19 protein-coding genes are annotated in these 17,220 nt (G+C 64.7%); 1 reads left to right on the top strand and 18 read right to left on the bottom strand.

Annotated features, from left to right (window positions below; genetic code table 11):
- Positions 1 to 2: 2 nt before the first annotated feature.
- The 16 genes from nuoF to AC2FLM_RS03715 all read right to left on the bottom strand — a co-directional run bounded on the left by nuoF (position 3) and on the right by AC2FLM_RS03715 (position 13,871).
- The gene (gene nuoF / locus AC2FLM_RS03640; protein ID WP_234138972.1) at positions 3 to 1,301 is read right to left on the bottom strand and encodes an NADH-quinone oxidoreductase subunit NuoF; all 1,299 of its coding nucleotides are present in this window, start codon (positions 1,299 to 1,301) and stop codon (positions 3 to 5) included.
- A 9-nt stretch (positions 1,302 to 1,310) separates the two neighbouring features.
- Positions 1,311 to 1,538, bottom strand: a complete 228-nt coding sequence (locus tag AC2FLM_RS03645) for a DUF5337 domain-containing protein (RefSeq protein ID WP_044028549.1) — start codon at positions 1,536 to 1,538, stop codon at positions 1,311 to 1,313.
- Positions 1,539 to 1,559: 21 nt separating this feature from the next.
- Positions 1,560 to 2,024 carry a hypothetical protein gene (locus tag AC2FLM_RS03650; protein ID WP_496855846.1) on the bottom strand — a complete coding sequence of 155 codons (465 nt, stop codon included), beginning with the start codon at positions 2,022 to 2,024 and terminating at the stop codon, positions 1,560 to 1,562.
- 22 nt (positions 2,025 to 2,046) lie between these two features.
- A complete protein-coding gene (locus AC2FLM_RS03655; RefSeq protein WP_496855848.1) occupies positions 2,047 to 3,279 on the bottom strand; it encodes an NADH-quinone oxidoreductase subunit E in 1,233 nt (410 codons plus the stop codon).
- A gap of 25 nt (positions 3,280 to 3,304) precedes the next feature.
- A complete protein-coding gene (locus AC2FLM_RS03660) occupies positions 3,305 to 3,616 on the bottom strand; it encodes a hypothetical protein (protein WP_496855849.1) in 312 nt (103 codons plus the stop codon).
- On the bottom strand, positions 3,613 to 4,827 hold the full coding sequence (locus AC2FLM_RS03665; RefSeq protein ID WP_496856317.1) for an NADH-quinone oxidoreductase subunit D: 1,215 nt from the start codon (positions 4,825 to 4,827) through the stop codon (positions 3,613 to 3,615). The genes AC2FLM_RS03660 and AC2FLM_RS03665 overlap by 4 nt, the downstream gene beginning before the upstream one ends.
- A gap of 79 nt (positions 4,828 to 4,906) precedes the next feature.
- Complete coding sequence (locus AC2FLM_RS03670) at positions 4,907 to 5,044, bottom strand: hypothetical protein (RefSeq protein ID WP_496855851.1); 138 nt, start codon at positions 5,042 to 5,044, stop codon at positions 4,907 to 4,909.
- Position 5,045: 1 nt separating this feature from the next.
- Positions 5,046 to 5,219: a hypothetical protein gene (locus tag AC2FLM_RS03675; RefSeq protein ID WP_234138966.1), complete on the bottom strand. Its 174-nt coding sequence runs from the start codon at positions 5,217 to 5,219 to the stop codon at positions 5,046 to 5,048.
- 3 nt (positions 5,220 to 5,222) lie between these two features.
- Positions 5,223 to 5,825, bottom strand: coding sequence for an NADH-quinone oxidoreductase subunit C (locus AC2FLM_RS03680; protein ID WP_496855853.1), 603 nt, complete (start codon positions 5,823 to 5,825; stop codon positions 5,223 to 5,225).
- A 12-nt stretch (positions 5,826 to 5,837) separates the two neighbouring features.
- Complete coding sequence (locus AC2FLM_RS03685) at positions 5,838 to 6,371, bottom strand: NuoB/complex I 20 kDa subunit family protein (protein WP_030003237.1); 534 nt, start codon at positions 6,369 to 6,371, stop codon at positions 5,838 to 5,840.
- Positions 6,362 to 6,727 carry an NADH-quinone oxidoreductase subunit A gene (locus AC2FLM_RS03690; RefSeq protein WP_011048485.1) on the bottom strand — a complete coding sequence of 122 codons (366 nt, stop codon included), beginning with the start codon at positions 6,725 to 6,727 and terminating at the stop codon, positions 6,362 to 6,364. Before AC2FLM_RS03690 ends, AC2FLM_RS03685 begins: the two co-directional genes overlap by 10 nt.
- Before the next feature lie 185 nt (positions 6,728 to 6,912).
- Positions 6,913 to 7,701 carry a crotonase/enoyl-CoA hydratase family protein gene (locus AC2FLM_RS03695; protein WP_496855855.1) on the bottom strand — a complete coding sequence of 263 codons (789 nt, stop codon included), beginning with the start codon at positions 7,699 to 7,701 and terminating at the stop codon, positions 6,913 to 6,915.
- Between the two features lie 66 nt (positions 7,702 to 7,767).
- Positions 7,768 to 8,622 (bottom strand): hydroxymethylglutaryl-CoA lyase, encoded by an 855-nt coding sequence (locus AC2FLM_RS03700; RefSeq protein WP_496855857.1) that lies wholly within the window; start codon positions 8,620 to 8,622, stop codon positions 7,768 to 7,770.
- A 65-nt stretch (positions 8,623 to 8,687) separates the two neighbouring features.
- Positions 8,688 to 10,625, bottom strand: coding sequence for an acetyl/propionyl/methylcrotonyl-CoA carboxylase subunit alpha (locus AC2FLM_RS03705; RefSeq protein ID WP_496855859.1), 1,938 nt, complete (start codon positions 10,623 to 10,625; stop codon positions 8,688 to 8,690).
- A 112-nt stretch (positions 10,626 to 10,737) separates the two neighbouring features.
- Complete coding sequence (locus tag AC2FLM_RS03710) at positions 10,738 to 12,342, bottom strand: carboxyl transferase domain-containing protein (protein ID WP_496855861.1); 1,605 nt, start codon at positions 12,340 to 12,342, stop codon at positions 10,738 to 10,740.
- Positions 12,339 to 13,871, bottom strand: a complete 1,533-nt coding sequence (locus AC2FLM_RS03715) for an AMP-binding protein (protein ID WP_496855863.1) — start codon at positions 13,869 to 13,871, stop codon at positions 12,339 to 12,341. Before AC2FLM_RS03715 ends, AC2FLM_RS03710 begins: the two co-directional genes overlap by 4 nt.
- Positions 13,872 to 14,038: 167 nt before the next feature.
- On the opposite strand from AC2FLM_RS03715, the gene AC2FLM_RS03720 reads away from it, so the two are divergent.
- The gene (locus AC2FLM_RS03720; protein ID WP_496855865.1) at positions 14,039 to 14,644 is read left to right on the top strand and encodes an OmpW/AlkL family protein; all 606 of its coding nucleotides are present in this window, start codon (positions 14,039 to 14,041) and stop codon (positions 14,642 to 14,644) included.
- A gap of 60 nt (positions 14,645 to 14,704) precedes the next feature.
- On the opposite strand, the gene AC2FLM_RS03725 is transcribed toward AC2FLM_RS03720, so the two are convergent.
- Positions 14,705 to 15,868, bottom strand: coding sequence for an isovaleryl-CoA dehydrogenase (locus AC2FLM_RS03725; RefSeq protein ID WP_234219433.1), 1,164 nt, complete (start codon positions 15,866 to 15,868; stop codon positions 14,705 to 14,707).
- Between the two features lie 154 nt (positions 15,869 to 16,022).
- Positions 16,023 to 17,213 carry a DegT/DnrJ/EryC1/StrS family aminotransferase gene (locus AC2FLM_RS03730; RefSeq protein ID WP_496855867.1) on the bottom strand — a complete coding sequence of 397 codons (1,191 nt, stop codon included), beginning with the start codon at positions 17,211 to 17,213 and terminating at the stop codon, positions 16,023 to 16,025.
- Between the last annotated feature and the right edge of the window lie 7 nt (positions 17,214 to 17,220).

Here is a 17,220-nt window from a genome sequence, read left to right on the forward strand (position 1 = left end):
GTTCACTCCGCCGCCATCGCGCCCATGCGGCCCGATTTCTGCGCCTTGATGCGATCCTCGATCTCTTCGCGGAAGTTGCGGATCAGGCCCTGGATCGGCCAGGCCGCCGCGTCGCCAAGGGCGCAGATGGTGTGGCCCTCGACCTGCTTGGTCACGTCCCACAGCATGTCGATCTCTTCCAGTTCCGCCTCGCCGCGCACCAGGCGGTCCATCACCCGCATCATCCAGCCGGTGCCTTCGCGGCAGGGGGTGCACTGGCCGCAGCTCTCATGCTTGTAGAACTTGCTCAGCCGCCAGATCGCCTTAACGATGTCGGTGGATTTGTCCATCACGATCACCGCCGCCGTGCCCAGGCCCGAGCCCAGTTCGCCGCGCAGGTAATCGAAATCCATGATCGCGTCCTTCATCTTTTCCCCGCGCACGCAGGGAACCGAGGAGCCACCCGGGATCACGGCCAGCAGGTTGTCCCAGCCGCCGCGAATGCCGCCGCAATGGGTCTCGATCAGTTCCTGGAACGAGATCGACATAGCCTCTTCGACCACGCAGGGGTTGTTCACATGGCCCGAGATGGCAAACAGCTTGGTACCCGCGTTGTTCTGGCGGCCAAAGCCCGCGAACCATTCCGGCCCGCGCCGCAGGATGGTGGGCACAACAGCAATGGATTCGACGTTGTTTACCGTGGTCGGGCAGCCATACAGCCCCGCGCCCGCCGGGAACGGCGGCTTCATCCGGGGCATGCCCTTCTTGCCTTCGAGGCTTTCGATCAGGGCGGTTTCCTCGCCGCAGATATAGGCGCCCGCGCCGTGATGCAGATAGAGGTCGAAGTCCCAGCCCGACTTGGCGGCATTCTTGCCCAAGAGGCCCGCGTCATAGGCCTCGTCAATCGCGGCCTGCAGCGCCTCGCGCTCGCGGATGTATTCGCCGCGAATATAGATATAGCAGGCGTTTGCGTTCATCGCGAAACTGGCGATCAGGCAGCCTTCGATCAGCGTGTGCGGATCGTGGCGCATGATCTCGCGGTCCTTGCAGGTGCCCGGCTCGGATTCGTCGGCATTGACCACCAGATAGGATGGGCGGCCATCGCTTTCCTTGGGCATGAAGGACCATTTCAGACCGGTGGGAAAGCCCGCGCCGCCGCGCCCGCGCAGTCCGCTGTCCTTCATCTGCTGGATGATCCAGTCCCGCCCCTTGGCGATGATTCCGGCGGTTCCGTCCCAATGGCCGCGTGCCATCGCGCCTTTCAGCGTGCGGTCGTGCATCCCGTAGAGATTGGTAAAGATCCGGTCCTGATCCTTCAGCATGCTTCCTGCCTACCTTTGGCTATCCTGACGCAGGCGCCAGAGTTGAAAAATGTTGATCACCGCATAGATGAAACCCGCAAGCGCTGCGAAATCTATTAGCAGCGCATACCGGCCCGGCAGCCCCAGCGCCGGACCGATGAACATCGACAGGACAAGCCACAGCACCATGGTCACGGCGATGACCAAGGCTATATGGCGCCCCTTGCGGGCAATGACCTGTTCCAGTTTCTCGTCCATGTTTCCAGTGCGCGCCACGGATCATGCCGTGGCGCTGTTTCCTTCGTATCGCCACGTGCCCTTGCGCGCGGCAAGTTCAGCTTCGCCCGGCAAGACCTTGGAAGGCTGAACCAATTTCATCTCTTCTTCTACCTCGGGCTCTGCCATGGTCGCGACCGGCTCGGGCTCTGCCACGGTCTCGACCGGCTCGGGCTCTGCCACGACGTTGACCACCTCAGGTTCCGCCATCGGCGCCGGCGCACTCTGGGCGACATCGGCACGAATGTCCTCGGCCAGATTGCCCCGCGCCTCGGCCTGCTGCGCGGCCGCGGTCATTCTGCCCCCTAGGTAGCCGCCCGCGGCAAAGGCCACCAGTCCGGCGACAACAGCTGTCATGAAGCTTGTCTGACCGAATACCAGGATCACACCCGCGACCACGAGCCCGCCATAGGCCGCCCGTTTCCAGACACGCGCCGTGTCTGCCGATTTGTCCGTTGAGGTCGTCATGATGTGGTCTCCCTGTTATCAGTTATTCGTCGTAAATTCCGTCCTTCTTCGCCCTTTTGGCAAATTCCGTTTCTTCGCCCGCTGCCAGTTGGCGGGCCTGATCGATCCAGCCGTCCCGTTCGATCCGGCCCTTGAACTTCAGCCGCGCATCGACCCAGGCAACCTGGGCCGGGGTCCAGGCGGCAATCTGGTCGAAATGATAGAATCCCAACTCGTTGAGCAGACCTTCGAGCTTGGGTCCCACACCCTTGAGCAGCTTGAGGTCATCGGCCCCACCTTCGCGCGCCGCGCTCAGGGACAGCGGCTGTTCCTCGCCCGCCTCGTCGGTCGTGGTCTCGGCACCCTCGGCCTCATAACGCCAGGTGCCCTTGCGGCTGGCCAGTTCCTCCTGCCCCGGCAGTGCGGTCGAGGGTTTCAGCACCGGCTCCGCTGCGGGCTTGGGCGCAGGTTTCGTCTCGGCCTTGGGGGTCTGCTTGACCGCCGGTTTCGGCGCGGCGGGTGCGGGCGGCGGGCTGACCTTGCCCGCGCGGCTGGCAACCGTGCCATCCTTGCCGATCCAGGGGGTCAGGAGCGGCACCTCGGTGCCATCGATCCGCTTGACCGTGTCACCGATATCGGTGGCCAGTTGCACGCTGGCATTATAGCGGGTCTTGCCGCTGTCATATTCAGTCAGGCTGGTCAGACCCTTGAGAGGCTCGGACGCGTAACGCCCATTCTGCGGACCCGGAACCGGTACCTTGCCAGCGGCCAGCTCGTCCAGAAGCTCGCCGAACCGCTTGGCGGTCAGATCCTCGTAATAATCCTTGCCGATCTGCGCCATGGGCGCATTGGTGCAGGAACCGAGGCATTCCACCTCTTCCCAGCTGAACTTGCCATCGGCGGACAGGGTATGCGGCCTATCGGCGATCTTTTCCTTGCAGACCGCGATCAGATCCTCGGCGCCGCAGATCATGCAGGAGGTGGTGCCGCAAATCTGGATATGAGCCACGGTTCCAACCGGTTGCAGCTGAAACATGAAGTAGAAGGAGGCCACTTCCAGAACCCGGATATAGGCCATGCCCAGCATGTCGGCGACAGCTTCGATGGCGGGCCGGGTCAGCCAGCCCTCCTGCTCTTGCGCGCGCCAGAGCAGCGGAATAACCGCGCTGGCCTGGCGGCCTTCGGGAAACTTGGTGACCTGCGCCTCGGCCCAGGCCTGATTGGCGGGCGTAAAGGCAAAGCTGTCGGGCTGTTCGGGATGCAGACGGCGTAGCATTGTGTTCTTGTCCTTCTATTTCCCGTTACGCGGTACAGGGCCCGGTGTTGATCCGGATGGAGTTCCCATCCCCCACCCGTTCGGCCTTGCCTCTCGACAGATAACTCGCGGTGATCGCAAGCGTCTGCTCGCGGCTCAGACCGGCCTGAAAATCGACCGCGCCATATTGGCGCTCGTCCCGCAGCACGCAACCGACGCTGGCCACGGCGTCCAGATAGTCGGCGCGCATTTCACCGGTGATCACGCCGGTGCTGCCCTCGCCCGTCGGCGCCACGTCACAAGCGGCCAGCCCGGCCAGCACGCCCATCCCTGTCAAAGCGGATCGCATCGGGCTCATCTGTCGATCTCCCCGAACACAACGTCCATCGTTCCGATGATGGCGGCGACGTCGGCCAGTTGGTGGCCCCTGGCGACATGGTCCATCGCCTGAAGATGCAAATAGCCCGGCGCCCGGATCTTGGAGCGATAGGGTTTGTTGGTACCATCGGCCACCAGATAGACGCCAAACTCGCCCTTGGGCGCCTCGACGGCGGCATAGACCTCGCCCGCGGGCACATGGAACCCTTCGGTATAAAGCTTGAAGTGATGAATCAGGCTTTCCATCGAGGTTTTCATGTCGCCGCGTTTCGGCGGGGTCAGCTTGCCGCGCGCCAGCACGTCGCCGGGGCAATCGCGCAGCTTGGCGATGGCCTGGCGGATGATCGAGATCGACTGGCGCATCTCTTCCATCCGGCACAGGTAACGGTCGTAACAGTCGCCGTTCTTGCCCACCGGCACCTGGAATTCGAATTCGTCATAGCATTCATAGGGTTGTGCACGGCGCAAATCCCAGGCCAGGCCCGAGCCGCGCACCATCACGCCCGAGAATCCGTATTGCAGGATCTCTTCTTCGTTCACCACGCCGATATCGCAGTTGCGCTGCTTGAAGATACGGTTCTCGGTCAGCAGGCCGTCGATATCGTCGAGCACCTTGGGAAAGGTATGACTCCACGCCTCGATATCGTCCAACAGTGCGTCGGGCAGGTCCTGATGCACGCCGCCGGGCCGGAAATAGGCCGCGTGCAGACGCGCGCCACAGGCCCGCTCGTAAAAGATCATCAGTTTCTCGCGCTCTTCGAACCCCCACAGCGGCGGCGTCAGCGCGCCCACGTCCATCGCCTGGGTGGTCACGTTCAACAGGTGGTTCAGGATGCGCCCGATCTCGGAATACAGCACCCGGATCAGGCTGGCACGGCGTGGCACCTCGACACCGGTCAGCTTTTCGATGGCCAGGCACCAGGCGTGCTCCTGGTTCATCGGCGCCACGTAATCGAGCCGGTCGAAATAGGGCAGGTTCTGCAGATAGGTGCGGCTTTCCATCAGCTTTTCGGTGCCGCGGTGCAACAGCCCGATATGCGGGTCGCAGCGTTCGACGATCTCGCCGTCCAGCTCCAGCACCATCCGCAGCACGCCATGCGCCGCCGGGTGCTGGGGACCGAAATTGATGTTGAAGTTGCGGATCTTCTGCTCGCCTGTCAGCGCGTCCTCGAAGCCCTTGCCGCCATCCATCATCTGTCTCTCCTGTCCGGGCGCCCTGCCCGGCTTGTCGTGTCGTACCGGCCCCAGCGGGGCGCGGCCCATGCGGGCGTCAGCGACGCGCCCGCGCATTCCGTATTGCCGTGGCCCGCACGCGGGCACGTTCCGCCTGCGCCGCCTTGGCCGCAGCCCCCGCCAGGGCCAGTCCCAGAGCCGCCAGCGCGGCCAGTTCCCCCAGGATCGTCAGCATGTCAGCGCCGCTCCATCTCTTGCAGCTTCATGGCCATGATCCACAGCAGCACGATGACCACCGGCGAGATCACGCAGGCAAAGGCCCAGTTCCGGTTGATCCCGAAATGCGGCAGCAGCTTGATCATCGGAATGATCGTCGCAGCCGCCAATGCAATCCAGATCAGGAACTCCATGGCTTAGCCCTCTTTCTTCTCGTCTCCCGGAAGGATGTAATCGGCGCCTTCCCAGGGGGACATGAAATCGAACTGTCGGTATTCCTGCACCAGGCTCACGGGTTCATAGACAACCCGCTTTTCCGCCTCGTCATAGCGGACCTCGGTATAGCCGGTGGTCGGGAAATCCTTGCGCAGCGGATAGCCCCGGAACCCGTAATCCGTCAGGATGCGGCGCAGGTCCGGGTGGCCGGTGAACAGGATGCCGAACATGTCGAACACCTCGCGCTCGAACCAGTTGGCCGAGGGGTGCACATCGGTGATCGAGGGCACCATATCCTCTTCGCGGATCGAGACCCGCAGGCGGATGCGCTGGTTCTGATACATGCTGAGCAGGTGATAGACCACGTCGAACCGCTTGGCCCGTTCGGGGTAATCGACAGCGGTGATATCGACCAGCGTCGAAAAGCGGCAGCTGCTGTCCGAGCGCAGGAAATCCACGAAATCGACCAGGTTCGACGGCGCCACATCGACATTCAACTCGCCAAAGGTCACATCCCAGGACAGGATGCAGTCGGCGCGTTTCAGCTCCAGATGGGTGCCCAGTTCTCTGAGTGCGTCGCTCATTTGGCTCTCTCCTCAGCGCACGATGGTGCCGGTGCGGCGGATCTTGCGTTGCAACTGCAACAGACCGTAGAGCAGCGCTTCGGCGGTCGGCGGGCAGCCCGGCACGTAGATATCCACCGGCACGATCCGGTCACAGCCGCGCACCACGGAATAGCTGTAGTGGTAATAGCCGCCGCCATTGGCACAGGAGCCCATCGAGATCACGTAGCGCGGCTCGGGCATCTGGTCATAGACCTTGCGCAGGGCGGGCGCCATCTTGTTGGTCAGCGTGCCGGCCACGATCATCACGTCCGACTGGCGCGGAGAGGCGCGCGGCGCGATGCCGAACCGTTCGGCGTCATAGCGCGGCATCGAGGTATGCATCATCTCGACCGCGCAGCAGGCCAGACCGAATGTCATCCAGTGCAGCGAGCCGGTGCGCGCCCAGTTGATGATGTCCTCGGTCGAGGTCAGCAGGAAACCCTTGTCCTGCAACTCGGCATTCAGGGCCTGGGTGGCGACTTCCTTGTCGACGCCCGCGGTATTGGCACCCGTCATCACTGCCATTCCAGCGCCCCTTTCTTCCATTCATAGGCAAAGCCGATAGTCAGCACGCCCAGGAACACCATCATCGACCAGAATCCCACATCGCTCATGTCCTTGAAGCCGACGGCCCAGGGAAACAGGAAGGCGATTTCCAGGTCGAAGATGATGAACAGGATCGACACCAGATAGAACCGGACGTCGAATTTCATTCGCGCATCGTCGAATGCGTTGAAGCCGCATTCATAGGCGCTGACCTTTTCGGGATCGGGATTGCGGACCGCCAGCACGACGGCGGCGAGAATCAGGACAAGTCCAAGGCCAGCGGCGACGGCCAGAAACACCAGGATCGGGAGGTATTCCCGCAACAGCTCTTCCACGAGTGGCTCCTTTCCTGCGCGCCCGCCTCGGGACGCGCCGTCAATTGGCGTGTTGACTGGACCTTCTCTACCCGTGCCCGCTCAGAGGGTCAACTGAACGAACGCGTCCTGCCGCGCATATTTCGACGCAGCAGGTATCGGTTTTCAGGTATATTTTCGGTCAGGCACCGGCGATCGACAGGAGATCAAACCTGAGTGTTCCATGCAGGTTTGCGCTTGTCGAAAAAGGCGCCGATTCCCTCGCGGGCCTCATCCGTCTCCCAACGGTCGACCAGCGCCCGGATGGTGCGGTCGATGACCGCGTCATCGACACGCGGCCCCAGATCGCGGATCAGCGCCTTGGCCGAGGCAACCGCGCCGGGCGCGCAGGCCAGATAGGGCGCGACCTCGGCCTCGATCGCGGCGGCGAGATCAGCGGCGGGTACCGCGCGGGCGAGCAGACCCAGTTCCACCGCTTCGGCGGCCCCGAAGAGACGCCCCGACATGAAGACCCGGCGCGCGCGCGCCTCGCCCATGCGGGCAATGACATAGGGGCCGATGGTGGCGGGGATGATCCCCAGCCGGGTCTCGGTCAGGCCCATCTTGAGCGTGTCGACACCGATCGCGATATCGCAGACGCTGGCCATGCCGACGCCGCCGCCAAATGCGTTGCCCTGCACCGCGCCGATCAGCGGCTTGGGCAGGCTGTTGAGCGCCTGCAACATCTCGGCCAGCTTGCGCGCCTCGACAAAGCGGGTTTCGGCATCGGCGGCCATCTGCGCCTGCATCCAGCCCAGATCGCCACCCGCGCAAAAGCTTTTGCCCGCGCCGGTCAGCACCACGACCCGTACCGCGTCGTCCGCGGCCAGTTGCGCTGCGGCGGCGCTGAGATCGGCCAGCATCTGCGCCGACATGGCATTGTGTTTCTCCGCCCGGTCGAGCGTCAGGGTGGCGACCCCGCGCGCGTCGGTGTCGATGGTGATGGTTTCGTACATGACCTCTCCTTCAGAACCGTTTTCCGGCACGGAAAACGGGCCGGAATTCTTGCAGAATTCCGGGTCTCACCCGGTACGCATGGCGCGTGCCATATCCGCCGCTTCGGCGATCACATCCATGTCGAGCCCGGTCTGGTAGCCCAGCCGCTCCAGATGCGCCGCAACTGCCTCGGTCGCCACATTGCCCGCCGCACCCGGTGCATAGGGGCACCCGCCCAAGCCGCCCACGGCAGCATCGAAGACCCGCACACCCAGCGCCAGCGAGGCGTCGATATTGGCCAGCGCCCGGCCCGCCGTATCGTGGTAATGCCCCGCCAGCCGCGAGACCGGCACCCGCTCGCGCACTGCCAGCAGCATGCGCGCGATCTTGTCCGGGGTCGCCTGCCCGATCGTGTCGCCCAGCGAGATCTCGTAGCAGCCCAGCGAGAACAGCCTGTCGGCCACTTCGGCCACCTTCTCGGGCGCCACCGCGCCATCATAAGGACAATCGGTCACGCAGGACACATATCCCCGCACCGGCAGGTCGATATGGCGCGCGGCCTCCAGGATCGGTTCGAACCGCGCGATGCTCTCTTCGATGGTGGCGTTGATATTGGCCTTGGAAAAGCCCTCGGACGCCGAGGCAAAGACCGCAATCTCGTCTGCACGCGCCGCCAGCGCATCCTCGTATCCGCGCATGTTCGGGGTCAGCGCCGCATAGCGCACCCCCTCGGCGCGGGTGATCCTGGCCAGCACCTCGGCAGACCCGGCCATCTGCGGCACCCATTTGGGCGAGACAAAGCTGGCCACCTCGATCCGGCGGAACCCGGCCCGGCTGAGGCAATCGACCAGCGCCACCTTCTCGGCCACCGGTATCTCGCGTTTCTCGTTCTGAAGCCCGTCGCGCGGCCCCATCTCGAAGATTTCGACCCAATCGCCCATCGCCGCACTCCTGTCCCGTTGCGCTCAGTTCACCTGCCCCACCGCCGCATGTCCGCGGCGGCGCGTCAAGCCTCTTCCTCTTCCAGACGCACCAGCGCGGCACCGGCCTCGACCTGGGCGCCGGCCTCGGCCAGCACCTCGGCCACCACCCCGTCACGGGCGGCCAGCAGCGAATGCTCCATCTTCATCGCCTCCAGGATGGCGAGGCGGTCGCCCTCCTTCACCGACTGACCGGCGCTGGCAAAGACGGCCTTGACCAGGCCGGGCATCGGGGCCAGCACCACATTGGTGTCACCGCCCGCGCTGCTGTCGCGATCAAGCGGATCGATGATGTCGAAGGGCAGACCATAGCCGTCGAACACGGTGGCCACCCCGCCCGCGACCGAGACATCGGGCATCGCCCGCCCGCCGATGCGCCAGCGCCCGTCGCGCCGTTCGGCCACCACCTGATCCGCGCCGATCTGCCAGAGCTGGCGGTCACGTCCCTCGACCTGCACATCGACGGCAATCTCCTCGCCCTGCCAGCCAAGCGTGATCGCCCGGTGCAGCGGCGCCCAGAGGGTAAAGCCCTGCTCGGCCTGATCCTCGTCCAGTCCCAGCACCACCATGGCGGCGGCGGCCACATGGCGCGGCTCGGGCGCGGGGGCCGCGACCAGCGCGTCGATATCACGGCCAATGAGGCCGGTATCCACGTCACCGGCGGCAAAACCCGCATGCCGGGTCAGCGCACCAAGGAAGGCCAGATTGGTGACGGTGCCGCCCACCTGCGTCCCCGCCAGCGCCCGGTCAAGCCGTGACAGCGCCACCGCGCGGGTCGGGCCGTGCACGATGACCTTCGAGATCATCGGATCGTACCAGGGGCTGATGGTGTCGCCCGCACGCACGCCGCTATCGGCGCGGCAGCCTTCGGGAAAGGCCAGATGGCTGAGCGTGCCGGTGGCGGGCAGAAAGCCCTTGGGCACGTCCTCGGCATATAGCCGCGCCTCGAAGGCATGGCCGGTGATGGCCAGTTCCTCCTGTCTGGCGGGCAGGCTCTCGCCCGCGGCGACACGCAGCTGCCATTCCACCAGATCGACGCCGGTGATCGCCTCGGTCACCGGGTGTTCGACCTGCAGGCGGGTGTTCATCTCCATGAACCAGAACCGGTCGGCGCGCAGCCCGTCGGAGGCGTCGACGATGAATTCAACGGTCCCCGCACCCTTGTAGCCGATGGCCTCGGCGGCACGCACGCCCGCCTGCCCCATCGCGGCGCGCATCTCCTCGGTCATGCCGGGCGCGGGCGCTTCTTCGATCACCTTCTGGTGGCGACGTTGCAGCGAGCAGTCGCGTTCGAACAGATGCACCGCATGGGTGCCGTCGCCGAACACCTGCACCTCGATATGGCGCGGCTTGGACACGAATTTCTCGACCAGCACCGCGTCATTGCCAAAGGCGGTCTTGGCCTCGCCCCGCGCGCTGTCGAGCGCGGCGGCAAAATCCTGCGGCCGTTCGACCAGGCGCATGCCCTTGCCGCCGCCGCCCGCGACCGCCTTGATCAGCACCGGATAGCCGATGGTATCGGCGGCGCCCGCCAGATGCTCGGGGTCCTGATTGTCGCCGTGATAGCCGGGCACCACGGGCACGCCCGCCTCGTGCATCAGCGCCTTGGCGGCGTCCTTGAGGCCCATGGCCCGGATCGCGCTGGCCGAGGGACCGATGAAGGTCAGGCCCGCCGCCTCGACCGCATCCACGAAATCGGGGTTCTCGGACAGGAAGCCATAGCCGGGATGAATGGCCTGCGCACCGGTTTCCAGCGCGGCGGCGATGATCACATCGCCCTTGAGGTAACTGTCGGCGGGAGCCGGACCGCCGATATGCACCGCCTCATCCGCCATCGCCACATGTTTGGCGCCGGCATCGGCATCGGAATAGACCGCGACACAGGCCACGCCCATGCGCTGCGCGGTTTCCATAACGCGGCAGGCGATCTCGCCGCGATTGGCAATCAGGATCTTGTCGAACATGGGATCGGTCCTTTTGACTCAAGGGTCGGTTCGGGAGCTTTGCCCGTCGCCATTGGGGGCAACCCAACGGCGCGGCACTGGCGCCCCCGGAATATTTTCTGCGAAACGAGGATCACATGCGGAACACGCCGAACCGCGTGTCCTCGATCGGTGCATTGAGCGCGGCGCTGAGCGACAGGGCCAGCACATCGCGGCTCTTGCGGGGGTCGATGATGCCATCATCCCAAAGCCGGGCGCTGGCATAAAGCGGGTGCGACTGGCGCTCGAACATCTCGAGCGTCGGGCGCTTGAACTCGGCCTCTTCTTCGGCCGACCAGCTGCCGCCCTGCCGCTCGATCCCGTCGCGCTTGACGGTGGCCAGAACGCCGGCCGCCTGTTCGCCGCCCATCACCGAGATGCGGCTGTTGGGCCAGGTCCACAGGAAGCGCGGCTGATAGGCGCGGCCCGCCATGCCATAGTTGCCTGCACCAAACGAGCCGCCCACCAGCATGGTGATCTTGGGTACGCTGGTGGTGGCGACCGCCGTCACCATCTTGGCACCATGGCGCGCAATGCCTTCGTTTTCATATTTGCGGCCCACCATGAAACCGGTGATGTTCTGCAGGAACACCAGCGGGATCTTGCGCTGGCTACACAGTTCCACGAAATGCGCAGCCTTTTGCGCCGCCTCGCTGAAGATCACGCCATTATTGGCGATGATGCCGATCGGGCAACCCTTGAGATGTGCGAACCCGCAGACGATGGTCTCGCCGAAACGCGGTTTGAACTCGTCAAAGCGCGAGCCGTCGACCAGCCGCGCAATCACCTCGCGGATGTCATAGGGGGTTTTCAGGTCGGCGGGCACCACGCCCAGAATCTCCTCGGGGTCATAGGCCGGTTCCTCGGGGCTGGCCCAGTCCACCGTCAGCGGCTTGCGCCGGTTGAGCGAACGCACCGCGCGCCGCGCCAGCGCCAGCGCGTGGGCGTCATCCTCCGCCAGGTAATCGGCCACGCCTGACAGGCGGGTATGCACGTCACCGCCGCCGAGGTCTTCGGCGCTGACCACCTCGCCCGTCGCGGCCTTGACCAGCGGAGGACCGGCCAGAAAGATGGTGCCCTGTTCCTTGACGATGATGGTGACGTCCGACATGGCCGGGACATAGGCGCCGCCTGCGGTGCACGAGCCCATCACAACCGCGATCTGCGGGATGCCCTTGGCGCTCATCCGCGCCTGATTATAGAAGATGCGGCCAAAGTGGTCGCGATCCGGGAACACCTCGTCCTGGTTGGGCAGGTTGGCGCCGCCACTGTCCACCAGATAGATGCAAGGCAGGTTGTTTTCCTCGGCGATCTCCTGCGCGCGCAGGTGTTTCTTGACCGTCATCGGATAATACGTGCCGCCCTTCACGGTGGCATCGTTGCAGACGACCATGACCTCCTGCCCCTCGACCCGGCCGATCCCGGCGACGACACCGGCGGCGGGGGCCGCGTTATCATACATGTCATGGGCTGCGGTGGCGCCGATCTCCAGGAAGGGAGAGCCCGCATCCAGCAGGTTGGCCACCCGGCGGCGCGGCAGCATCTTGCCCCGGCTTTCATGGCGGGCCCGCGATTTCTCGCCGCCGCCCAGGCGCGCGGCCTCGGCCGCCGCCCCGATCTGCGCCAGCGCCTCCAGATGCGCGGCGCGGTTCTGCTTGAAGCCCTCGGAGGCGGGCATGGCCTTGGATGTGAGTTTCATGGATTGGCCTCCAGTTCTGCCGCTGCGCGGCGCTTCAATTCCTTGCGGATCACTTTGCCTGTCACCGTCAACGGCAGCGCGTCCAGAAACGCCACCTCTCGCGGGTAGGAGTATTGGGCGAGCCGGTCCTTGACCCAGGCTTGCAGCTCTTCGGCGCTGGCCCGGGCGCCCGGTTTCAGCACCACATAGGCCTTGACGATCTCGGTCCTGAGCGGATCGGGCTTGCCCACCACGCCTACGGTTGCGACGGACGGATGGGTCAACAGGCAATCCTCGATCTCCGCCGGGCCGATGCGGTAGCCGGCCGAGGTGATCACATCATCCTCGCGTCCGACAAAGCGGAGGTAGTCGCCCTCCCACACGCCGCGGTCACCGGTCACCAGCCAATCGCCCCGGAACTTCTCGGCGGTGGCGGCCGGGTTGCGCCAGTATTCCAGCAGCATCGAGGCCGAACCGCGCCGCACGGCGACATCGCCCTCTCCTGTCGTGGGCTGGCCCGCATCGTCGATCACCGCAACCTCGTGCCCCGGCACCGCTTTGCCGATACAGCCCGGACGCACCGGGAAATCGGCAGCACAGGAGGACACGGTCATGTTGCATTCGGTCTGGCCGTAAAATTCGTTGATCGTCAGGCCAAAGGCGCCCTCGCCCCAGGCCAGCATCTCGGCCCCCAGCGGCTCGCCGCCCGAGGCGACCGAGCGCAGGCCGGGTATGGCCTGATCCGCTGCCTTGAGCATGCGGAGCGCGGTAGGCGGAAAGAACACGTTCCGAACCCCGCCGCGCGCGATCACATCGGCGCAGGCCTCTGCGCTGAACTTGTCCAGCCGCGCGGCCACCACCGGAATGCCCAGCGCCAGCCCCGGCATCAGCACATCAAACAGGCCACCGATCCAGGCCCAGTCGGCAGGCGTCCACAGGCAATCGCCCGGGCGCAGGTGGTTGTGACTGATCGAAACGCCCGGCAAATGGCCGGTCAGCACCCGGTGGCCATGCAGCGCCCCCTTGGCCCGGCCGGTCGTGCCCGAGGTATAGATCAGCACCGCCGGATCCTCGGGCCTTGTATCGGCTTGCGGCACCGGCTCGCCGGGCAGCCCGATCTCGGCCGCCATCAACGGCGTCGCCAGATCGCCCAGCAGGGTCGCGCCCTCGGCATCGGTCAGCACCAGACGGGCGCCGGAATCCTCCAGCCTGCTGCGCAATGCGTCCTGCTGGAACAGCTTGAAAAGCGGCACCGAAATGGCACCGATATGCCAAAGCGCCAGATGCGCCGCCGCGCACCAGGGAGAATGGCTGAGCAGTACGCCGACCCGGTCCCCCGGCGCCACGCGCCGCATCAGCGCCCGCGCCAGTCCCTGCACCATGCCCGACAAGTCGCCATGGGTGACATCGCGCCGCGTGGGCCCGGTCAGGTCGATGATGGCCAGCGCATCGGCAGGTTGGGACAGGCATTGCCGCGCCATGTTCAGACGCTCGGGCAGGTCCCAGGCGCCATCAGGGCGCAAACCCGGTATGCGCGCCGCGAATGTCATAGGACCCGACCCCGCAAAGCCCCTTTGAAAGAAGGGGTTTGAAACGTGTTTCTCAAATGAACGTAATTGGTTACGGGGTGAAATTCGCCTGCATTTTGATCCAGATCAGGGAATTTGCATATGTCCGTGCTCAAAACCGGAGCGTCAACTAAACCAAAGGTACCCACATGACACGTATCGCTGCTGCCTTGGCGCTTTCCACAGCTCTCGTCACCCTTGCCGGACCACTCGCGGCCCAATCTCAGGGCGATTGGACCGTTGGTGTCGGTGTGGGCTATGTGAACCCCAAATCCAACAACGGCACCCTGGCCGGTGGCGCGGCCACGGTGGATGACAGCACCCAGGGGATCTTTACCGTCGAATATTTCATCCGTGACAATCTGGGCATCGAGCTGCTGGCTGCCACACCCTTCAAGCATGACGTCTCGATCAGCGGCATCGGCTATGCAGGCAATGTCAAGCAACTGCCGCCCACCCTGTCGCTGAACTATCACTTCCCGACCAATTCCGCATGGAAGCCCTATCTGGGTATCGGTGTGAACTATACCACCTTCTTCGAGGAAAGCTCGCCGCTGGGCACGCTCAAGCTGGATGACAGTTTCGGTGTCGCCGTCAACGCGGGCCTCGACTATCAGATCAGCGATCGGGGCGCGCTGCGTCTGAACGCGCGCTGGATCAACATCGAAACCGACACCACCCTGAACGGCGCCGCCATCGGCACGGCCGAGATCGACCCGCTGGTGATCGGCGTCCAGTACGTGCATCGGTTCTGATCCCTCCTCGGCAAGACAGGCGGCCCGCAAGTTCCCTCGGCTTGCGGGCCGTTTGCGTTTTCAGAGCACCGTGTTCATCAGTTCGCGGCCGATCAGCATGCGGCGGATCTCCGAGGTGCCAGCGCCGATCTCCATCAGCTTGGCATCGCGGAAGATGCGGCTGACCGCGCTGTCGGACAGGAACCCGGCACCGCCCATCGCCTGCACCGCCTGATGCGCCTGCACCATCGCCTGTTCGCTGGCATAAAGACAGCAGGCGGCGGCGTCCTGACGGGTCACGTCGCCCCGGTCACAGGCCTTGGCCACCTCATAGATATAGGCGCGGGCCGAATTCATCGCCGTGTACATGTCGGCGATCTTGCCCTGCATCAGCTGGAAGGAGCCGATCGGTTTGCCGAACTGCTTGCGCTCGGCCATATAGGGCATGATCTCGTCCAGGCAGGCGGCCATGATGCCGGTGCCGATGCCCGCGAGCACCACGCGTTCATAATCGAGGCCCGACATCAGCACGGCAACGCCGCGCCCCTCTTGACCCAGCACGTTTTCAAACGGCACTTCGACATCCTCGAACACCAGCTCGGCCGTGTTCGAGCCACGCATGCCCAGTTTGTCGAAATGCTTGGAGGTCGAGAAACCCTTCATCGACTTTTCGATCAGAAAGGCGGTGATGCCCTTGCTGCCCGCTTCCGGGTCCGTCTTGGCGTAAACCACCAGCGTATCGGCGTCGGGGCCGTTGGTGATCCAGTACTTGTTGCCGTTCAGGCGATAGTGGTCGTTGCGCTTTTCGGCACGCAACTTCATCGACACCACGTCCGATCCGGCGCCCGCCTCGGACATGGCCAGCGCGCCCACATGCTCGCCCGAAACCAGGCCCGGCAGGTATTTGCGCTTTTGCTCGTCATTGCCGTTGAGCTTGATCTGGTTGACGCAGAGGTTGGAATGCGCGCCATAGCTTAGGCTGACCGAGGCGCTGGCGCGCGCGATCTCTTCGACCGCCACCACATGCGCCAGGTACGACATGCCGGCGCCGCCGAACTCCTCGGGCACGGTGATGCCCAACAGGCCCAGTTCGCCCATCTCGCGCCACAGCTCGTTGGGAAACTCGTTGGTCTGGTCGATCTCGGCGGCCATCGGGCGAACCCGCTCCTGCGCCCAGCGATGCACCATGTCGCGCAGCGCGTTCACGTCCTCGCCCAGATCGAATTGCATGGTAGCTGCGAACATCGCGCTCTCCTCTCCGCATTAATGAACAACTGTTCAATAAAGGCGATACCAGCGTTTTCCCCACCCGTCAACGATTCCTGCATATGAAGCAGAACAGCAAAGGCGCCGCCCCTTGCGGAACGGCGCCTTTGCGGCTTTGCGGCGTTTCGCGATGTCAGGACTGGTGGACCGCCCCTACCTCGGCCCGGATGATGCGCGCGATCAGATCGCAATCCTCGAGGCTGAAGGTCAGCGGCACCCGCATGTCGACGATCCCGGCCAGCACCCGATCGCTGGCAGGCATCGGCGCGCTCTCGGCATAGCGCCAGCTGTCATAGCGCGAGGTAAAGCCCACAGGTTCGGGCGTGCCGAACCATTTCAGTTCGACCCCACGGGCAATACAGCGGCGCAGCACCTCCTGCACCTTGTCCGCCGCCCAGTCGAGCAGCAGGAACTGGATGGACGAGCCGACATAAGTCTCGGCCTCGGGCCGCTCGATCACCGTGAGGCCGGGTGTGCCGCGCAAGCCCGCCTCGATCCGCTGATAGCGTTCGTTCCAGCGCGCCACCTGCGCATCCAGCGCACGCAACTGGGGCCGCAGAATCGCGGCGCGAAGATTGTCCATCCGGCCCGAGATATTGGGGGTGTGATACTTGATGCGCTCGAACACCTCAGGCCCCGGCGCCGCCAGGTGACGTTCATAGAGCATGTAGGATCCTGACAGCATTACCGCCCGCGCCGCGATCTCCTCGTCATCGGTGATCAGCAACCCGCCTTCGCCCGAGTTCACATGTTTGTAGGTCTGGCAGGAGTAACAGCCGACCGCGCCCTGCCGCCCCGAAGGCACCCCGTTCCACGCCGCGCCCATCGTATGGGCGCAATCCTCGATCACGGTGATCCCGGCGTCGTCGCAGATCTGCATCAGCCGGTCCATGTCGCACAGATGCCCGCGCATGTGGCTCAGCATCAGCACCCGCGCCGTGCCCGCCTTGGCCGCCAGATCGTCAAGGTCGATGGTCAGGCTTTCGGTCACGCCCACGAACACCGGCCGCGCCCCCACCGAGGCGATGGCACCGGGCACCGGTGCCAGGGTGAACGCGTTGGTCAGCACCGCATCGCCGGGCCCCACCCCCACAGCGCGCAACGCGGTGGCCATCGCATAGCCGCCCGAGGCCACCGCGAGACAATAGCGCGCGCCGGTCTGGGCCGCGAATTCCTGTTCCAGCAGGGCGGTCTCGCCCAACTCGCCCTTGGCCAGATTGTACCGGTGCAACCGGCCATGACGCAGCACCGCCAGTGCCGCCTCGATCGCCTCGTCCGGAATGGGTTCCTGCTGGGTGAAACTACCCGAGAATGTCTCTGTCATGGCTGGT

The sequence above is a fragment of the Ruegeria sp. SAZD011 genome, assembly GCF_059612545.1.

What these genes read in the sequence shown, in the direction of transcription:
- AC2FLM_RS03725 (WP_234219433.1), bottom strand. Translation starts at nt 15,868, where the DNA reads ATGTTCGCAGCTACCATGCAATTCGATCTGGGCGAGGACGTGAACGCG.
- AC2FLM_RS03705 (WP_496855859.1), bottom strand. Translation starts at nt 10,625, where the DNA reads ATGTTCGACAAGATCCTGATTGCCAATCGCGGCGAGATCGCCTGCCGC.
- AC2FLM_RS03700 (WP_496855857.1), bottom strand. Translation starts at nt 8,622, where the DNA reads ATGGGCGATTGGGTCGAAATCTTCGAGATGGGGCCGCGCGACGGGCTT.
- AC2FLM_RS03650 (WP_496855846.1), bottom strand. Translation starts at nt 2,024, where the DNA reads ATGACGACCTCAACGGACAAATCGGCAGACACGGCGCGTGTCTGGAAA.
- AC2FLM_RS03675 (WP_234138966.1), bottom strand. Translation starts at nt 5,219, where the DNA reads ATGGAGTTCCTGATCTGGATTGCATTGGCGGCTGCGACGATCATTCCG.
- AC2FLM_RS03685 (WP_030003237.1), bottom strand. Translation starts at nt 6,371, where the DNA reads ATGGCAGTGATGACGGGTGCCAATACCGCGGGCGTCGACAAGGAAGTC.
- AC2FLM_RS03730 (WP_496855867.1), bottom strand. Translation starts at nt 17,213, where the DNA reads ATGACAGAGACATTCTCGGGTAGTTTCACCCAGCAGGAACCCATTCCG.
- AC2FLM_RS03720 (WP_496855865.1), top strand. Translation starts at nt 14,039, where the DNA reads ATGACACGTATCGCTGCTGCCTTGGCGCTTTCCACAGCTCTCGTCACC.
- nuoF (WP_234138972.1), bottom strand. Translation starts at nt 1,301, where the DNA reads ATGCTGAAGGATCAGGACCGGATCTTTACCAATCTCTACGGGATGCAC.
- AC2FLM_RS03670 (WP_496855851.1), bottom strand. Translation starts at nt 5,044, where the DNA reads ATGCTGACGATCCTGGGGGAACTGGCCGCGCTGGCGGCTCTGGGACTG.
- AC2FLM_RS03715 (WP_496855863.1), bottom strand. Translation starts at nt 13,871, where the DNA reads ATGACATTCGCGGCGCGCATACCGGGTTTGCGCCCTGATGGCGCCTGG.
- AC2FLM_RS03645 (WP_044028549.1), bottom strand. Translation starts at nt 1,538, where the DNA reads ATGGACGAGAAACTGGAACAGGTCATTGCCCGCAAGGGGCGCCATATA.
- AC2FLM_RS03680 (WP_496855853.1), bottom strand. Translation starts at nt 5,825, where the DNA reads ATGAGCGACGCACTCAGAGAACTGGGCACCCATCTGGAGCTGAAACGC.
- AC2FLM_RS03665 (WP_496856317.1), bottom strand. Translation starts at nt 4,827, where the DNA reads ATGGATGGCGGCAAGGGCTTCGAGGACGCGCTGACAGGCGAGCAGAAG.
- AC2FLM_RS03655 (WP_496855848.1), bottom strand. Translation starts at nt 3,279, where the DNA reads ATGCTACGCCGTCTGCATCCCGAACAGCCCGACAGCTTTGCCTTTACG.
- AC2FLM_RS03695 (WP_496855855.1), bottom strand. Translation starts at nt 7,701, where the DNA reads ATGTACGAAACCATCACCATCGACACCGACGCGCGCGGGGTCGCCACC.
- AC2FLM_RS03710 (WP_496855861.1), bottom strand. Translation starts at nt 12,342, where the DNA reads ATGAAACTCACATCCAAGGCCATGCCCGCCTCCGAGGGCTTCAAGCAG.
- AC2FLM_RS03660 (WP_496855849.1), bottom strand. Translation starts at nt 3,616, where the DNA reads ATGAGCCCGATGCGATCCGCTTTGACAGGGATGGGCGTGCTGGCCGGG.